The organism is Anaerobacillus arseniciselenatis (assembly GCF_001865995.1).
Classification (GTDB): Bacteria; Bacillota; Bacilli; order Bacillales; family Anaerobacillaceae; genus Anaerobacillus; species Anaerobacillus arseniciselenatis.
This window is the reverse complement of record NZ_MLQQ01000026.1, coordinates 29881-47441: the sequence shown is the minus strand read 5'-3', so window position 1 is coordinate 47441 and position 17561 is coordinate 29881. Positions and strand designations below refer to the sequence as shown.

General features: G+C 37.1%; 15 protein-coding genes. 6 read left to right on the top strand and 9 right to left on the bottom strand.

The genetic code is table 11. The annotated features are described in order from the left end of the window. Positions 1-109 precede the first annotated feature (109 nt). Positions 110-1006, bottom strand: coding sequence for an AEC family transporter (locus tag BKP35_RS11600; RefSeq protein ID WP_071313516.1), 897 nt, complete (start codon positions 1004-1006; stop codon positions 110-112). Positions 1007-1399: 393 nt separating this feature from the next. On the opposite strand from BKP35_RS11600, the gene BKP35_RS11595 reads away from it, so the two are divergent. Together BKP35_RS11595 and BKP35_RS11590 are read left to right on the top strand one after the other, a co-directional pair. After that, positions 1400-2248: a MurR/RpiR family transcriptional regulator gene (locus BKP35_RS11595; RefSeq protein WP_071313515.1), complete on the top strand. Its 849-nt coding sequence runs from the start codon at positions 1400-1402 to the stop codon at positions 2246-2248. A 13-nt stretch (positions 2249-2261) separates the two neighbouring features. Continuing rightward, entirely contained in the window at positions 2262-3788 is a 1527-nt protein-coding gene (locus BKP35_RS11590) for a gluconokinase (protein ID WP_071313514.1), read from the top strand. A 203-nt stretch (positions 3789-3991) separates the two neighbouring features. Here BKP35_RS11590 and ilvD read toward each other — a convergent pair whose 3' ends face one another. Together ilvD and dapA are read right to left on the bottom strand one after the other, a co-directional pair. After that, positions 3992-5659 (bottom strand): dihydroxy-acid dehydratase, encoded by a 1668-nt coding sequence (gene ilvD, locus BKP35_RS11585; protein ID WP_071313513.1) that lies wholly within the window; start codon positions 5657-5659, stop codon positions 3992-3994. Positions 5660-5677: 18 nt separating this feature from the next. Further along, complete coding sequence (gene dapA / locus BKP35_RS11580; protein ID WP_071313512.1) at positions 5678-6559, bottom strand: 4-hydroxy-tetrahydrodipicolinate synthase; 882 nt, start codon at positions 6557-6559, stop codon at positions 5678-5680. Between the two features lie 329 nt (positions 6560-6888). Here dapA and BKP35_RS11575 point away from each other — a divergent pair, with 329 nt between their 5' ends. Together BKP35_RS11575 and BKP35_RS11570 are read left to right on the top strand one after the other, a co-directional pair. Beyond that, on the top strand, positions 6889-7986 hold the full coding sequence (locus BKP35_RS11575; RefSeq protein WP_071313511.1) for a type III polyketide synthase: 1098 nt from the start codon (positions 6889-6891) through the stop codon (positions 7984-7986). Then, a complete protein-coding gene (locus BKP35_RS11570) occupies positions 7987-8547 on the top strand; it encodes an isoprenylcysteine carboxyl methyltransferase family protein (RefSeq protein ID WP_071313510.1) in 561 nt (186 codons plus the stop codon). It begins immediately after the preceding gene. A gap of 225 nt (positions 8548-8772) precedes the next feature. Here BKP35_RS11570 and fsa read toward each other — a convergent pair whose 3' ends face one another. The 6 genes from fsa to BKP35_RS11540 all read right to left on the bottom strand — a co-directional run bounded on the left by fsa (position 8773) and on the right by BKP35_RS11540 (position 15126). After that, positions 8773-9438, bottom strand: coding sequence for a fructose-6-phosphate aldolase (gene fsa / locus BKP35_RS11565; protein ID WP_071313509.1), 666 nt, complete (start codon positions 9436-9438; stop codon positions 8773-8775). A 157-nt stretch (positions 9439-9595) separates the two neighbouring features. Beyond that, a complete protein-coding gene (gnd, locus tag BKP35_RS11560; RefSeq protein ID WP_071313508.1) occupies positions 9596-10489 on the bottom strand; it encodes a phosphogluconate dehydrogenase (NAD(+)-dependent, decarboxylating) in 894 nt (297 codons plus the stop codon). 353 nt (positions 10490-10842) lie between these two features. After that, positions 10843-12321, bottom strand: coding sequence for a tripartite tricarboxylate transporter permease (locus BKP35_RS11555; RefSeq protein ID WP_071313507.1), 1479 nt, complete (start codon positions 12319-12321; stop codon positions 10843-10845). 158 nt (positions 12322-12479) lie between these two features. Beyond that, positions 12480-13514 (bottom strand): tripartite tricarboxylate transporter substrate binding protein, encoded by a 1035-nt coding sequence (locus BKP35_RS11550; protein ID WP_071313506.1) that lies wholly within the window; start codon positions 13512-13514, stop codon positions 12480-12482. A gap of 172 nt (positions 13515-13686) precedes the next feature. After that, positions 13687-14133, bottom strand: a complete 447-nt coding sequence (locus BKP35_RS11545) for a tripartite tricarboxylate transporter TctB family protein (RefSeq protein ID WP_169819209.1) — start codon at positions 14131-14133, stop codon at positions 13687-13689. Positions 14134-14400: 267 nt separating this feature from the next. Continuing rightward, positions 14401-15126 carry a BsuPI-related putative proteinase inhibitor gene (locus BKP35_RS11540; protein WP_071313504.1) on the bottom strand — a complete coding sequence of 242 codons (726 nt, stop codon included), beginning with the start codon at positions 15124-15126 and terminating at the stop codon, positions 14401-14403. Between the two features lie 381 nt (positions 15127-15507). Between BKP35_RS11540 and BKP35_RS11535 the strand changes: the two genes are divergently transcribed. Next, positions 15508-15936, top strand: a complete 429-nt coding sequence (locus BKP35_RS11535) for a MarR family winged helix-turn-helix transcriptional regulator (RefSeq protein ID WP_071313503.1) — start codon at positions 15508-15510, stop codon at positions 15934-15936. A gap of 85 nt (positions 15937-16021) precedes the next feature. After that, positions 16022-17524: an MATE family efflux transporter gene (locus BKP35_RS11530; RefSeq protein WP_337959642.1), complete on the top strand. Its 1503-nt coding sequence runs from the start codon at positions 16022-16024 to the stop codon at positions 17522-17524. The last annotated feature ends 37 nt before the right edge of the window (positions 17525-17561 follow it).

The window sequence follows — 17561 nt, the reverse complement described above, 5'->3', positions numbered from 1 at the left end:
ATCAACTAACTAAAAGAGGCTGTCCCATAAGTGTCTGACACTTTCTTTTTGGAAAGCCTCTTTTTTGCACTACTCATGTATTGTTTTCACGTGAACTATTAAACTATTTTTATCCTAATATAGCTAACAATATCGTAATCGTAAAAATACTTAACAGCGTCGTTACTAATGTGATCGCCGAGACGAGTTTCGGCTGTGCATTAAATTGGACAGCATACATCACAATCGTAGCTGCTGATGGCATTGCCGCTGATACAATTAATACTTTAGCAAGAAGCGGATCGAAAGGAAACATTAATGTAATTCCAAAAGCAATAACCGGAGAAATAATTAATCTTACAATAACCCCGTATGAAATATGTCCCCACTCAAACTTTGCCCATTCAATGTTCGCTAATTGCATCCCTAAAATGATCATAACTGTAGGAATGGCTGCGTCTGCGATAATATCTATCGTTTGAAATAAATTACTTGGCATTTCAAAACTTGTAGCCTTTAATAAAATAGCCATAATAACAGCGTATGTAGCTGGCATTTCTAACACGGAACGGATCGCTACTCGAATTGTTGCTTTTCCACGCGCCGCATAATAAACGCCAAAAAAATTCATAATAATTGCTTGCAATACTAAAAAAGAAACGGAATAAGCAAACCCTGCTTCACCATATGCAAATAAAATAATCGGTGCCCCATAATTCCCTGAATTCATAAACGCGGTGGATAAAATTAAACCACTTTCTGTCGTTTGTGTATAACCTTTTATCTTTGCATAAAAGATATTGATGATTATAATCGAAAACAGTAACAAAATTGCAAAAAATACCATATATAAATGTTGTATATTCAGCTCTGCGGTATAAAAAGTACGAAAAACGAGCGCTGGTGTCATTACATAAATCGCAACCGTAGAAATCGATTTAATATTCATCTTTTTCCACTTTTGAACGAGGTATCCGATCAAAAATACTAATATTACTGGTAATACTACTTGAATAAATATTGTCATGTTATTTCTCCTCTTAATTAAATAAAAACATTGTTCAGCGAAACTAGTTTTTATAAAACTTTTAATTACGCAAATTCACACACTAGTTACTTTCTGTAATAAAAAAGCGATTGGACAATGTATCGCCACTTTATGGGATCTTCGAACAAAACTCAATTTCTTCTATTTTATAAAATGAAAGTCTGTACTACAACGTGAAAAATAGATTCCTTATAAGAAAATAGTGTTTAATTTGTAAAATACCTCGTTTTCACATGAAATAATTTTCCATTTCTCACTAGTTTTATGGTAATTATTTTCTTTTTCTATGTTTTTTAAGAAAAAATATTTTTTTATTAACCGTTTTCATATATGATATAAGTAGAAATAATTTTTCACTGGGAGGACTCAGGTATGGTTCAAACACATTGTATAGCTAGAATTAAATCTTCTTATTCAGATTTTAGTGATAAAGAAAAAAAAATTGCTGATTATATAATAAATAATCCACAAAATATTGTTCACTCTACCATTAATCAAATTGCCGATGATTTAAGTGTAGCAGAAGCTACGGTGTTCCGCTTTTGTAAGCGCATTGGCTTTAAAGGTTATCAGGCGATGAAAATTGCACTAGCTTCTGAAGTTGTTAGTCCAATTAATGATATTCATGAAAAAATTCAAGCGGACGATACAGAAAAAACGATTGCCGAAAAAGTTTTCAAGTCTAATATCCGTACGTTAGAAGAAACATTGCGAGTCATCGAAGCCGACCATTTTCCAATGGCTGTTCAAGCAATTCTTAATGCAAACAAAATTGAGTTTTACGGGAACGGTGGTTCCGGATCAGTCGCTGAAGACGCTCATCATAAGTTTTTACGTACAGGAATTCACTCTGCTGCTTATAGCGATTCCCATTTACAAATTATGTCTGCTTCTTTATTAACAAAAAACGATGTCGCTGTGCTCATATCTCATTCAGGTTCAAACAAAGATATGCTTCAATCTTTAGAAGTAGCTAAAGAGGCAGGGGCCACGACGATAGCGATTACTACGCTAGCGAAATCTCCTCTTAGTCAAGGAGTGGATATCCCACTATATACAGTAAGTGATGAAACAGAGTACCGTTCTGAAGCATTGTCATCTCGACTAGCGCAATTAAGTATAATCGATGCTCTTTACGTTAATGTAAGTGTTGCTCGCAGAGAGCTAATGCAACAATCATTACAAAAAGTACGAAATGCAATTTCACTAAAGCGGCTATAAGGATGTGTACTAAATGGAGAGTTATGTCATAGGTCTTGATATTGGAACAACAAGTGCAAAAGCAGTTTTATTTAAAAAAGACGGAGTTGTAGTAGCAGAAAGCGAAAGCCTTTACTCTGTTAGTCACCCACAACCGTCATGGGCCGAGCAAGATCCAGTTGTAATTGAAAAAGCGGCAATCGCCTCTATTAGTTCGGTTGTAAAAAAAGCAAATGCAAAAAAAGAACAAGTTTGTACAGTCGGTCTTTCATCGGCTATGCACTCACTCATTTGTCTTAATAATCATTATGAGCCTCTATCTCCATCAATTATATGGGCAGATGGAAGAAGTGTAAAACAAGCTGAAAGATTAAAACGAAAAACGGATATTTATTTAAAAACAGGGACACCAATTCATCCAATGTCTCCGTTAAGCAAGTTAGTTTGGATGAAGGAAAACGACTACAAACCTTATCAAGAAGCAACTATGTTTGTTTCTATTAAAGAATATCTTCTTTTACAATGGTTCGGTGTAGCAGTTGTTGACTACTCAGTCGCTTCATCTACTGGTCTTTTTAACATCCATTCATTTGATTGGGACGATGATGTGTTAGAAATTGCAAGTGTTCGCCGTGAACAATTATCTAAGCCTGTTCCACCAACAGAAGTTTGCCAAGGGTTACCTATAGATATAGCAGAGCAAATGGGGTTAAAAGCTGATACACCGTTTGTATTAGGCGGCAGTGATGGACCGTTAGCAAACTTAGGGATCGGCGCCACTGCACCTGGTGATGTTGCCATCACTGTTGGCACGAGCGGTGCAATACGACAAATGTCTTCAAAACCAAAAACTGATGAGAAACAAGAAATCTTTTGCTATGGTGTTGCTGATAATTTGTGGATCATGGGGGGACCGACAAATAATGGTGGTATCGCTTTTCAATGGATGCGAGATGTATTAGGAGAAAAAGAAGTTGAGCTAGCATTAAGTAACGGGGGCAGTGCATATGACTTATTAACAAAGCGAGCTGCCACCGTATCACCGGGTTCTAATGGACTTTTATTTTTACCTTTTTTAAATGGAGAAAGAGCGCCTTACTGGGATGCGAATGCTAGAGGGAGCTATATCGGACTTACTTTAGCACACAAAAAAGAGCATATGATCCGTGCTGGCTTAGAAGGGGTTGTATTCAGCCTTTATAGTGTCGGCGAGGCGTTAGAACGGTTAGCTGGTGAGCCTGTTAATTTATACGCTAGTGGTGGCTTTGCTCGTTCACCACTTTGGTTACAAATCGTTGCTGATATTTTCGGTCACCCTGTTCAAGTACCTGAAAGCCATCAAAGCTCAGCATGGGGCGCAGCTTGGTTTGCACTTCTTGCTATAGGTGAAGTGTCATCGTTAGAAGCTATAAAAAAATCTATCCCAATGAAGCAAACGATTGAACCAAATCGTGAATCAAGTGAAGTATACCAAGAACTATACAAGACTTATCGACAGCTATACTTTGCATTAAAGCCACATTTTTCGGCGTTGGCTAACTTTCAACGAATGTCTTTTTAAGAGGTTAATTTGCACCCGATTGAGTGAATTTCATAATTACCTAAATCGAGTCATACCAAACTATATGTAGTTGCGAACGACTTTACGCAACTACATATAGATACTTAATGGCGATAGTATTGAAATATCTAATCAAATTAAAATGGCTCAGTTCGTTTTGAACTGAGCCATTTTTCACACTTTTTCCTATTATTTTGCGATATTTAAAGTGAGTATTCTTTTGTTTTATTTTCCTCGTCAATAACACGAATTCCACCTGTTGCAGCAGATGAGGCGTTATTTGCATACATACGTAAATATTTACTCGCTTCACGCTTTAAGATTTCTAAATGTTCTGCGCGACGTGATAGTTCTTCATCTGAAACGTTTAACGTAATTGAACGGTTTGGAATATCAATGTCAATCATATCGCCATCTTCAACCAAGGCCATCGTACCACCTTCAGCTGCTTCTGGGCTAGCGTATCCAATTGATAAACCAGCACTAGCTCCAGAAAAACGACCGTCAGTAATTAAGGCAACTCGCTCAAACTTCCCTAACACTTCCGTACAGCGGTGTAATTCCCTCATACCAGGCCCTCCTTTAGGACCTTCATAACGAATAACAACGGCATCTCCTTCAAAGATGTTATCGGCTTCGTAAGCAGCTACAAAATCTTCTTCTGAGTTAAAGACTTTTGCTGGGCCTGAGAAAGTAAGTAAATCTTTTGAAACCGCCGATTGCTTAATTAAGGCACCGTCTTTTGTTAAGTTTCCTTTAAGAACGGCGATACCACCTTCTTCGGTAATTGGTTTTTGTAATGGATAAATAATTTCACGATCAAGTACGTCGTGACCTTCGATATTTTCAGCAACCGTTTTGCCATTAACTGTTAAAGCATCCGTGTGTAGTAGCGAACGTAATTCTTGCATTAATGCTGGCATTCCACCGGCACGCTGTAAATCATTGGTTGTATATTCATTGTTATTTGGAGTTACTCCTGCAAGGAATGGAACTTTACGACTGATTTCATCAAAAAGGTCGATCGGTAGGTCCACTCCTACTTCATGAGCTATGGCTGGTAAATGTAAGCAAGCGTTTAACGAACCACCCATTGCAAGTAATACAGAAATCGCATTTTCAAACGCTTCTTTTGTCATAATGTCTTTAGGAGTGACCCCTTTATTGACTAATTCAACCGCTTGACGACCTGCTTCTTCGGCAGCATCTAACTGTTCATCTGATAGAGCTTGCATCCAAGACGTTTTTGGAAGTGCCATTCCTAACGCTTCAGAAAGCCCTTGCATCGTATTCGCCGTCCCTAGGAACGGACAAGCACCTGCGCTCGGATAATACTCATTTGTAATTTTAACTAATCCTTCTTCATCAAGCTCTCCTGCTAAAAAGTCTTTTCTCGCCGCTTTAGATTCGTACGGTTTAATATGGTTTGGCATGACACCACCTAAAACGACTAAAGATGGTAAATTCAAGCGCCCGGCAGCCATCATCATTCCGGGAACAATTTTGTCACAAGAACTTAAAACGACCATTCCGTCAAACATTCCATGTCCTTTCACCATAATTTCAACACTATCAGCAATTGTCTCACGACTCGGTAGTGAATATTTCATCCCCTCGTGACCTTGCGCAATTCCATCACAAACAGCAATCGTATTAAACTCTAGCGGTAAGCCCCCCGCTTCACGAACACCTTTTTTTACCCGCTCAGCAAGTTCTCTTAAGTGAACATGACCTGGAACGACTTCATTCCAAGAGTTTGCGATCGCAATGACTGGTTTATCCATACTTTTATAATCGACACCACATGAACATAAGTGTGCCTTTAAAATTGCTCTCGTATATGGGGCAATTTGCGAAATTTTATTTTCCATCGTTGATCGTCTCCTTTTCTATAATAAGTTAAGATTTGTTAAAGCAGTTTTTAAATTATCTTTTTCGGTTTCAGTTAACGGTCGTAGCGGAAGTTTCACTTCACCAACATCAATCCCTCGAAGTTTTAATGCTTCATAATAAGGAGTAATATATGAGCCTAATTTCAGGGCATCTCGAACTTGATTAGCACGGTATTGTAATTTTTTTGCTTCCGTTAAGTCGTCAGCGTTGTAAGCTTCATACAACTCAACCATAATTTCTGGAAAACAATTCCCAACCGCCGAGACTACGCCTGTTGCGCCCATGGCTAGAGCTGGATAAACTAAAGCGTCAGTTCCCACAACTACGTCATAACCTTCTCCTAAAGTGGCAATGTAATCTTGTAATCTTGCTAAATCTTTAGAGCTATCTTTAATACCTTTAATGTTAGCATGTTGATCTGCGAGTTTTTTCATTAACTTCGGTTTTAATTCATTTTTTGCATTTCCTGGAATGTTATATAAATAGATTGGAAGATTCGGAACAGCTTCAGCAACTGCTGAAAAATGCAATTGTAATGAAACATCATCATGTGGGAAATACCATGGAGTAACAATTGCCGCTGCATCAGCCCCTGCATTTTCGGCATGTAAGGTAACTTCGATTGTCTCGGATGTAGAAATCGCTCCCGTATGGACGATCACAGGTACGCGTTTATTCGTTTGCTCAACGACAATTGAAATCACTTTTTTTCGATCTTCCACTGACATAAGCGGTCCTGACCCATTCGTTCCTAACGGAAATAATCCGTGAACGCCTTTATCAATTAAAAAATCAACATATTCACGTAAAGCCTTTTCATTTACTTCACCACTAGTCGTAAAAGGTGTAAGTACTGCCGGAATCACACCGTGAATCATTTTAGTTCCCCCTTTTGTAAAAGAAAAAATATTTTTTGTTAATTTAATTATACGAAATAAAATTTCTCTTTTCTAGGCTTTCCCGAATTTTTTTTACTAAATTTGAATATTTGTGAAATTTAATTTCACATTTAGTGGTGTCAGACACCTCAAAAAGACATTTACCCCTTTTTGTCCGTCTGGAGTGGACAAATTGTATAATAATTCCACTCCAAGCTCGTTTGCTGCATCACAGTTGTTACGAAAATGTTTTTCAACTTACATAACCGAAGAAGAAATTGGAAATTATAACGTAACTGAAACTTAAAAAGTAAAGTTAGGTGAATGATATGCCACAAATCACATCGATTAGTTCGTTCAAACCACCACACACATTAAAGCAAGACGTTACAACCGAATTTGCCCGAGAGCTGTTTAGTGAGAACTTCCAAGATATTGAGCGTCTATTAAAAGCTTTTTCTAATGGACAAATTGAAGAACGTCAATTTGCAATGCCGCTCGAGTGGTTTCGTGTCGACCATTCTCTTGAAGAAAAGAACGATTTATATATTGAGCTTGCTACAAAATACGGCGTTGAGGCGATCAATCTTTGTTTAGCAAATGCACTTTTTTTGAAACAAGAAATAGATGTAGCTAACATTGATGCAATTATTTTCGTTTCTAGTTCTGGAATGGCAACACCGAGTATTGAGGCAAGGATTATGAACGTTCTTCCTTTTTCTCCTCATACGAAGCGAATACCAATATGGGGGCTTGGCTGTGCTGGAGGCGCAAGTGGCATCGCCCGTGGCTTTGAATATTGTAAAGCTTACCCAACAGCCAATGCACTCGTTGTTTGCGTTGAGCTTTGTAGCCTAACATTTCAGAGAAACGACCTTACAAAAAGTAATTTAATCGGTACTTCTTTATTTGCTGATGGCGTCGCCTGTGCCTTAATCACCGGAGACGAATCGTCAATACGCGATCTAACTGCACAGCCCCTACAACCTGCCTTCGTACAGTCCCGTTCGACACTAATGCCTAATTCTGAAGATGTAATGGGGTGGGAAATGAAGGATAGCGGATTACACGTTGTTTTCTCTAGAGATATTCCTAACATTATAAAAAAATGGCTACGACGAAATGTAGAGGAATTTCTTGAGACAATGAACTTAAAAATCAATGATCTAACCGAATTTATTGCTCACCCTGGTGGAAAGAAAGTAATCGATGCCTACCTAGAGGTACTTGAGATTGATCAAAAAATGACCCGTGAAAGTCAACGAATTTTACAAAAGCACGGAAATATGTCTTCACCGACCGTCCTTTATGTCCTTGAAGAAATCATGAAAAAACAACATAACGAAGGAGATTATGGACTTATGGCTGCACTAGGACCAGGATTTTCTTCCGAACTCGTATTACTACAATGGAAAGGAGTACATTAAATGTTCGGTATTTACTTATTAATTGTAATCGTCATTTGCCAACGTGTAATTGAAGTAATAATTGCTAATAAAAATGCTGTGTGGATTAAAGAACGAGGAGGCTATGAAGTAGGCAGAGAACATTACAAATATCTTGTTTTACTTCATACGATGTTTTTCTTATCTCTATTAGTGGAGGTAACGGTCCACCCACCAAAATTTGTCGCTTGGTCGATCGTCCCTTTTTTTATTTTTTTAATCGCTCAATTCGGGCGTGTTTGGGCACTGTCTTCCCTTGGAGAGTTTTGGAATACGAGAATTATGGTGCTTCCTGGAGCCAAAGTGATTGCCAAAGGGCCGTACCAATATATTCGTCACCCTAACTTCGTCATCGTTTTTACTGAAATTGCGGTGTTTCCCCTTATTTTTCAAGCGTATTGGACAGCAGTCGTTTTTACGATCGTTAATGCACTCGTACTTTCCGTGCGTATACGGACCGAAGAAAAAGCACTTAAAGAAGCAACAGATTATGAAGAAGTCTTTGAAAAGCGGGGACGTTTCATCCCTTCTTATGAAAAATAAGAAGACGGGGTTATCCCATAAGTGTCTACACTTAGTTTTGGGACAGCCCCGTCTTTTTTATTAGCTAGTTTAATGAATTCCATAATTCAATATTATCGCCATTGGGTAACTATATGTTGCGTAAAGTCGATCGCAACTACATATAGTTAGATATGGCTCAATTTAGGTAATTATGAAATTCACTCAGTTAATAGCGTTCTTTTGCCATATGATTAAATATTTTAATTAAACTTTTGTAGTTTCCCAATCAGCAGCAAACTTTGCAATTCCTTGATCAGTAAGCGGATGTTTTGCCAATTGCTCTATTACACTAAAAGGAATTGTTGCGATGTGCGCACCAGCCATTGCAACACGTGTCACATGATCTGGATGGCGAACAGATGCGGCAATAATTTGCGCGTCTACCTGGTGAACGCGGAATAGCTCAGCAATTTTCGTTACTAGTTGAACGCCATCTTCAGAAATATCATCTAAACGTCCTAAAAATGGTGATACATATGTAGCCCCTGCACGAGCCGCTAAAAGCGCTTGGTTAACCGTAAAAATAAGAGTAACGTTGGTTTTCACACCTTTATCTGCTAAATAACGAGTCGCTTCTAACCCGGCTAACGTCATCGGTAGTTTGATCGTTACGTTTTTATCTCCACCGTTAATTTTAATAAGCTCGTTTGCTTCAGCTATCATCTCTTCAGCTGTCACTGCGTTTGGTGATACTTCTGCAGAAACCGATTCTACCTCAGGTACTGCTTGCAAAATTTCTGCAATACGATCTTCAAATTTCACATTTTCTTTAGCAACAAGCGAAGGATTTGTCGTAACTCCAGATAAAACCCCTATCTTATGTGCTCTTTTGATTAGATCAACATTGGCAGTATCAATAAAAATTTTCACTTAAATTACCTCCATATACGTTTTTTTATGTATAAAACCTCGACCTGATAATGTATCACAGTGAGCTTAAATAGGGCTGGAGCTGTCTCATAAGTGTCAGACACTTATGAGACAGCCCCTCCCTAAAACATTTCAACTCTCCCGAAAGAAGTTCACCCTACTTTTTTTCAACAGCGTGTCCGCCAAATTCATTACGAAGAGCGGCAACAACTTTTCCATTAAACGTATCACTATCTAATGAGCGGTAACGCATTAATAGTGACATTGCAATGACTGGAGTAGCTGCTTGTAAATCTAACGCTTCCTCCACTGTCCACTTTCCTTCACCTGAAGAATGCATAACTCCTTTAATTCCGTCCAATTTCGCATCTTTAGAAAATGCTTGTTCTGTTAACTCCATTAACCATGAACGAATTACCGACCCATGATTCCAAAGTTTAGCGACCTTCTCATAGTCATAATCAAATTGACTTTTTTCTAGTACTTCAAACCCTTCACCAATAGCTGCCATCATTCCATATTCAATTCCGTTATGAACCATTTTTAAATAATGACCACTTCCTGCTTCACCTGTATATAAGTAGCCATTTTCAGCAGCTGTATCTTTAAAAATTGGTTCAACAATTTCCCAAGCTTCTTTATCGCCACCAACCATATAGTTGGCTCCATTACGAGCCCCTTCCATTCCACCAGAAGTTCCGGCATCCATAAAGTGAATTCCATACTCTTTTAAATGGTTGTAACGACGAACTGATTCTTTATAATGTGAATTCCCAGCTTCAATAACGATATCTCCTTTTTCTAAAAACGGAGTGATCTCATCAATGACTGAATCTACTACTGGATGGGGAACCATGATCCAAATAATTCTTGGCATTTGTAACGATTCAATAAGTTCCTTATAACTAGTTGTCCCTTGAGCACCATGCTTAACCATTTCTTCTACTGATTGTTGATTTACGTCAAATGCTACTACTTCATGATTGTGGTCAATTAAATTTTGCCCAAGATTTAAGCCCATTTTGCCTAAACCAATTAAACCGATTTTCATAATAATGCCTCCAATATATTGTTCCTTAATACGAGCTTTTGAGAAACAAACGTATAAGTAAAGTTTCGAAACTCCATATTAAGGTTTAGTTTCATTTTTATAACACTTTTAATCTACTAATTTAATGAATTTCATAATTCATTATTTCCGCCACTAAGATCAATATATAGTTGCGTCAAAACCATTCGCAAACTATATATTGCGTGATGTGGCTCATTTTTGGTAATTATGAAATTCACTCAATTAAATAAATTACAACTTACTTCTATTACTAATTATTGAAACGAAAGAGTTCACCTTAAGAGAAAGCGAACCCTTTACTCGAACAGCTATATTATTCTTGTTTTAATGCACTACTCGGTCTTAGTTCTCATCTTAATCACTACTACAAAAAGAACGGCTACCATTACTAACAAAAAGATAGCAAGTGGATTACTTAACATATAATGTGGCAACGACAATTGGCGTGCCTCAGCAATGACCATTGAGCGTGCCAAGTTTGTTTCAATAAGTGGGCCTAGTACAACACCAATAATGATCGGTGCTAATGGTACAGCAATTTTCTTGAAAATTGCCCCAACAATTCCTAAAACAATCGCAATAAAAACATCAAAAATACTATTTCTTAAACTATACGCACCGAAAAGCGCGAAAACTAAAACGGTTGGAACGATATATTCCATTTTTACTTTTAAAATATAAGAGAAATACTTTATTCCAACAGCTCCAATGATTGCCATCGCAACTACGGTAAGCAGCATTCCATAAAGGAATGTGTAAGCAACATCAGGTCTTTGTACAAATAAACTAGGTCCTAAAATAATTCCGTGAATAATTAAAGCACCTGCAATAATAGCAGTCGTTGGGCTTCCTGGTACTCCAAGTGCAAGTAGTGGAACCATCGAACTTCCTACTGTTGCATTGTTCGCTGACTCTGCTGCAATAATTCCTTCTGTATTCCCTTTTTCAAACTGATCACGTTTTTTCGATACCCTTTTTGCTTCACCATAAGACATAAATACAGCTAAAGTTGTACCTACACCTGGTAATAAACCGATACATGTACCGATAAAAGAAGATTTAAGTACGAGAAACTTTTGTCTCACAATATCTTTAATTACTGTCATTCTTTTAATACTTTGATCTTTATACGTGGTAACTTCATTTGATTTTTTACCGATATTCAAAAACATCTCAGCCAAACAAAATAGTCCAAGTACAACAGGAACAACAGAAATACCAGATCTTAAGTCCGCACTCCCCATCGTAAATCGTTCCGATCCTGCAATTAAATCTACACCGATCGTACTAATAAATAATCCAAATAAAACAGCAAATGCAGATTTATAAAGGTTCCCACCTAATGCTCCAATAATAACTAAACCACTTAGAGCTATAAAGAACATTTCTGCAGGGCCAAACTTTAAGGCGAAACTTGCTAATGGTGGTGTGAATAAAATAAGAATGATAACACCAATAAATCCACCAAACATACTTGAAAAAATAGAATAGTATAACGCTTCTTTTGCCCGACCTTGTTTAGTTAAAGGGTAGCCTTCCATCGCTGCAGGGGCTGCTACAACATCTCCAGGTACATTTAATAATATTGCAGTGATCGAACCACCATACATTCCCCCCATGTAAATTCCACCTAATAAGAGGAGACCGATTTGTGGCTCTAAAGCAAATGTCATCGGTAGCAATAATGAAATTCCAATCGCCCCATTAAGTCCAGGGATGGCTCCAACGATGATACCGATCAATACACCTATGAAGATGATGATTAACACACTTGGAGAGAGTGTATTTAAAAATATTTGAAATGCATCCATTTCTTCCCCTCCTAAAACATAGATGGTGTCCCACGAGAGTCAGATCACTTTAAATATTTCCAAATAAAGACAGTTACTATACCATCCGTCCATATTTAGTGTCTTAAAGTGACTGACACTTTGTTTTGGGACACCGTCCACAGAGTTTTTACTCCCGATTAGTTTTTAAATCTATCAATGTTTTGTTGAATAACAGGCTCTAGTACGCTATTAGAACGATTTAAAAATTCCGTTACGTCCTCGTTACCTAAATATCTATACGGTAATGCTGCAGCTTCAAATCTTTCTTTTAACGCTGGGTCATTTCCGATGTTGTCTAAAGCCGTTGTTAATACTTCTTTCACTTCTTCTGGTAACCCCGTTGGAGCTACAAGTACACGAGAAACACCCATTTCTAAATCAAAACCTAATTCTTTGAACGTTGGAACATCTGGGAACATTGCCATTCTTTCTGGAGCGGCAAAACCGATTGGGTGTCCACCAGCATCTACAATTGAATCATGACTCATAGATGAAGTTGAAGCTAAATCAACATGGTTTCCTAATAATGAGTTCATTAATTCTCCACCACCAGAGAATGTCACAGGAGTAGTTTGAACTCCGATAATATCTGAGAATGCAAGAATGTGTAATAATCCTAAAGCACCTGACTCACCTAAAGTGATACTTCCAGGGTTTGCTTCACCAAATTCGATTAAATCTTCAATTGTTTCAAAATCACTTCCTGGTCCTGCAAAAATACCCATTGGCATATCGTCAAACGCAGCTAAGTATTCAAAACTATCAAATGAAAAGTCTGTATCTCTCGTATTTTCTAACACGAAGTTATCTGGGTAACCGAAAACACCTAATGTATAGCCGTCTGCTTCACTTCTAGCCATCTCAGCGATTCCAATCTCACCGCCAGCGCCTTCTCTATTAATAACGTTAATTTGCTTTCCTAATTCTTCACTAAGAGCATCTGCTAAAATACGAGCTACAGTGTCGCCACCGCCACCAGCACTATAAGGAACAATAATTTGAATGTTTTTAGTTGGATATTCTACTGTGCTATCTTGATTGTTTTCTTCTACATTACTACCTTGTTGATTTTCATCTGCATTACCACTAGCTTCTTGATTTGTGTCTGATCCACATGCTGCAACTACTACTAACATTAATGCTAAAACTAATAAAAATACTATTCTTTTCATTTTGTAATTCACCCCTATAAATGTTTGTATAATAAGTTTAATAAATAGAAACTGTTAATATGTTCTTCGTGCCTTTCCTAAAAGCAAAACACCCCCTTTAAGGAAATCTAGTATATTTTTAATTATTAATCTCAAATATTATAAAGATATAATATTAAAGCGTTTTCATACATTACCTAAAAAATGAGCCGCTTGGTACAGGTAGCCCTAATAATAAAGTAAAAATAATATACATTATTGCGGTAATAAGCACTGCAACTATTAATCCTTTTAAAAAATGTTTTCCAGTAATTTTAATATTGTTTGCCCGATAAGTTTGGTAAAAGAACACAACCATAATTAAGAAGAATGCAGAAATATAAAACCCAAATATCGTTAGCAATTGATAAGTAATTAAAAGGAACGCACCAGGAATTAATATTTGAAAGATAAATGAATTTAGCGTTAAACTCGAATCATTCGTCGCTTTCCCTCTTTTCACTTTAATGAGCGTATCTACAATCATCAATAGCCCTGTTATCCCTATCCCATACAAAACAATTCGAGGAAACATCGCAGACTGAGACGGCATGTCACCGGTTTGCGTATACGCTAAGATGGAAAAAAGTATTAATACCACACCCATGATTATATTTGTTAAAATAATAATCACCACCTTTTTAGTTAATCGCTTTCGAAAAATATTTTTTTCATTTGTTTATTAGTGAAAAATTATTTCTTAAACACATTATACAATACTGAAAAAAAATTTCAATGCTATTTTTTATTTTTTTTATTGTCATTTTTCTACATTTAATTTCAAAGACAAAACCCCTAATCTATCCACGCCAGGAGGATAAATTAGGGGTTACTTTTATTCCTTTAACATTCACTTTAACCTTAAACGTTAATCAACAATTACCTCAGTTAAGATCAGTTGACCGTCTTCATTTTCGTAATAACTATATATGATAGCGTCATTTTCTTGAACAACATCGAGAAATTCCCTTACTTCTTCAGTTAAACGAAATGCTCTTGGCTCTCCGCCAACGTCAGTAAATTCTACTGAATTGTTGTCAATTTGACCAACGAAAGTACCGGTCTCTGTAATTACAGCTTCACCATTGGTGCCAGTTTCTTGCAAGAGAGTTACCTCTTTACTTGATCTCACACCATCTAGTTCGTTAGCTACTGACCAAACTTCTAACGTGTACGTTCCATCTTCTAACGCTTGTGACGCATCTGATAAATCAACTTCTACAGCATAAGTTTCGTTTACTTCAATTGTTTTTTCTACAAACGCTTCACCAAACATTCTGCCATCAGAATATTGAAAAACTGTAGTTCCTTCCTCATCTTTTAGAATGTAATCATACTCTTGTAAGCTTGAAAAGGTTAAATCAATATCTTCTTCTGTTTGATTTGTAAGCTGAAATTCATAGGTAACAGCACCATTTTCATTAGCTATAAGGTCCATTGCGAGATCCCCATCATAAATAACATCTCCATTTGAATCTTCATACCCAGTGTCTGGACTTCCACCTACATTTTCATTATCATCAGCTGTACCACAAGCAGCGATTATTAAAGTGGCTAACGTGACGCTTGATAAAACTTTGAAAAATTTTTTCATGTTATTTTTCCTCCTTCTAATTGCTTGTTTATTGCTTTTTCACTTAGTTAGTCGTTAACAATTTCAAAAGGTTACATTTTATTATAACAATATTACTTGAAGGTTTCCCTTTCCAACTAACCAGCAAACCAACAGTCCAACTTTTACATGGCGATTTCCCGTCACCATCCAATATAAAAATATTCCGGTCGATTTCCCTCACTGCGCTGTAAATTCGTTCCGACTTTAGAGGCTTGTTCTGAAAAATCGACCGTCATTTATTTTCATACAAAAGAGGCAGTTAATAAAACTTCATCCGAGTATCTACTATATATATTTGTTGCTTACTAGCTTGTTAGTTTGTTACAATATATAACATATTAGTTAGGAGGCTAACCTTTCGTGAAACGGAATATAGATGATAGAGTCGGTTACCATATCGGTGTGGCCGCACATTTTTTGCAAAATAATTATAATCAAAAACTCGCGGAGTTTGCCCTAACCGTTGCGCAAGCAAAAGTACTCTTTATGCTCATCAATTACGGTGACCAACTCCAGTCAGAGCTACAAAGCCGCTTATATGTAAAGGGATCGACAATGAATGGTATTGTTGACTCTCTATTAAAAAAGGATTTAATAGAAAAAAATGACAGTGAAACAGACCGGCGCACAAAAATCATTGTGTTAACAGAAAAAGGCAAAGCACTTGAAGAAACTCTTTGGTTAGAAACAGAACATATGGAAAAAGATTTAATGAAAGGTTTTTCTGATAATGAAAAGAATCAGTTACTTACTTTGCTAAAACGAATCAAACAAAACTTAGACGAATGAGTGAATTTCATAATAACCTAAGATGACCCATATCACGCAATATATAGTTTGCGAATGGTTTTGGCGCAACTATATATTGATCTTAGTGGCGAGAATAATAATTATGAAATTCATTAGAATAGACATAGAAAAAGAGAGGAAAAAAGAAATGCAACAAAAATATCAAAGTGAGCGGTTAGGAATTGAACCTATTCCGAAGTTATTGAAAAATTTATCCGTCCCAGCGATGGTCGGGATGTTTGTTATGGCTTTATATAATATCGTTGATACTATCTTTATTTCTTACGCCGTCGGAATTTCTGCTGTTGCAGGTTTAACGATTTCCTTCCCTGTCATAATGATCATTATGGCTGTATCGGTAGCGATGGGAATGGGGGGCGCCTCTGTTATTTCGCGTCTCCTCGGAGCCCAAAAAGAAAAAGAAGCAAACCAAGTATTTGGTAACATTATTACAATGATTATTTTCGTTTCTATTATCGGTGCGATTGCAGCATTTACGATTTTAGAGCCTATGTTAATTTTATTTGGGGCAACTCCTGATATACTAGGCTACTCCGTAGATTATATGTTTCCAATTTTACTAGGTACATTTTTATTTTCTTTTGGTTTTGCAACAAACGCCATCGTCCGTTCTGAAGGTAATGCCAAACTATCGATGAACATTATGATTATTTCATCGGTTCTTAACATTATTTTAGATGCGATCTTTATTTTCGGGTTTAACATGGGCGTAAGAGGAGCCGCCTACGCTTCTGTTTTGTCGCAAGGTGTCATTTCGGTTATTTTTCTTCATTATTTCTTAACTGGGAAAAGTTCATTATCGCTGAGAATCGCAGACCTTGCTCCAAAGTATAAAATTATTAAAGAAGTATTTGCGATCGGTTTACCTGGTTTCATGCAACAAGCAGCTGGCGGAATTATGGTCGTTTCGATTAACACAATGCTCATCCGTTTCGGCAGCGAGTTCCACGTCGGTTTATTCGGAATCGTGCAACGGATTTCGATGTTCATGCTTATGCCACTTGTTGGCATCATGCAAGGAATGCAACCTCTTGTCGGCTATAACTTTGGCGCTAACAAGTTCACTCGCTTAAAAGAAACGGTATGGATCGGTCTAAAAGTTTCTACACTACTTTCAACCATCATTTTTATCATTATGATGATCTTCCCAAAATACTTTATGATGATCTTTACGTCGGATGCTGAAGTGATTAAATCAGGAACAGATGCGATTCGCATATTATTTGCGACGGCTTTCTTTATCGGTGTCCCTGTCGTTTGTGGTGGAATTTTCCAAGCACTCGGAAAAGTTAAGCTAGCTTTAATCTTATCCATGTCACGACAATTATTGTTTTTAATTCCACTCGTATTAATTTTACCGCATTTCTTTGGGGTTAACGGCGTCTGGATGGCTTTCCCAATTTCTGATGCACTTTCGTTCGGACTTGCTGCATTTTTACTTTACCGTAACCGAGATTTAATTTTACGAGATGATGATCTAACGGTCGAAACTGAAACGGAAGCTTTACTTCCCGTCAAAGAAAACACGGTAATTGGCGAGCCGTTAGCTAAATCATCAGAAGCATAATTTCACTAAAAAGCGTGGTTGAGCAATTATTAGCTCA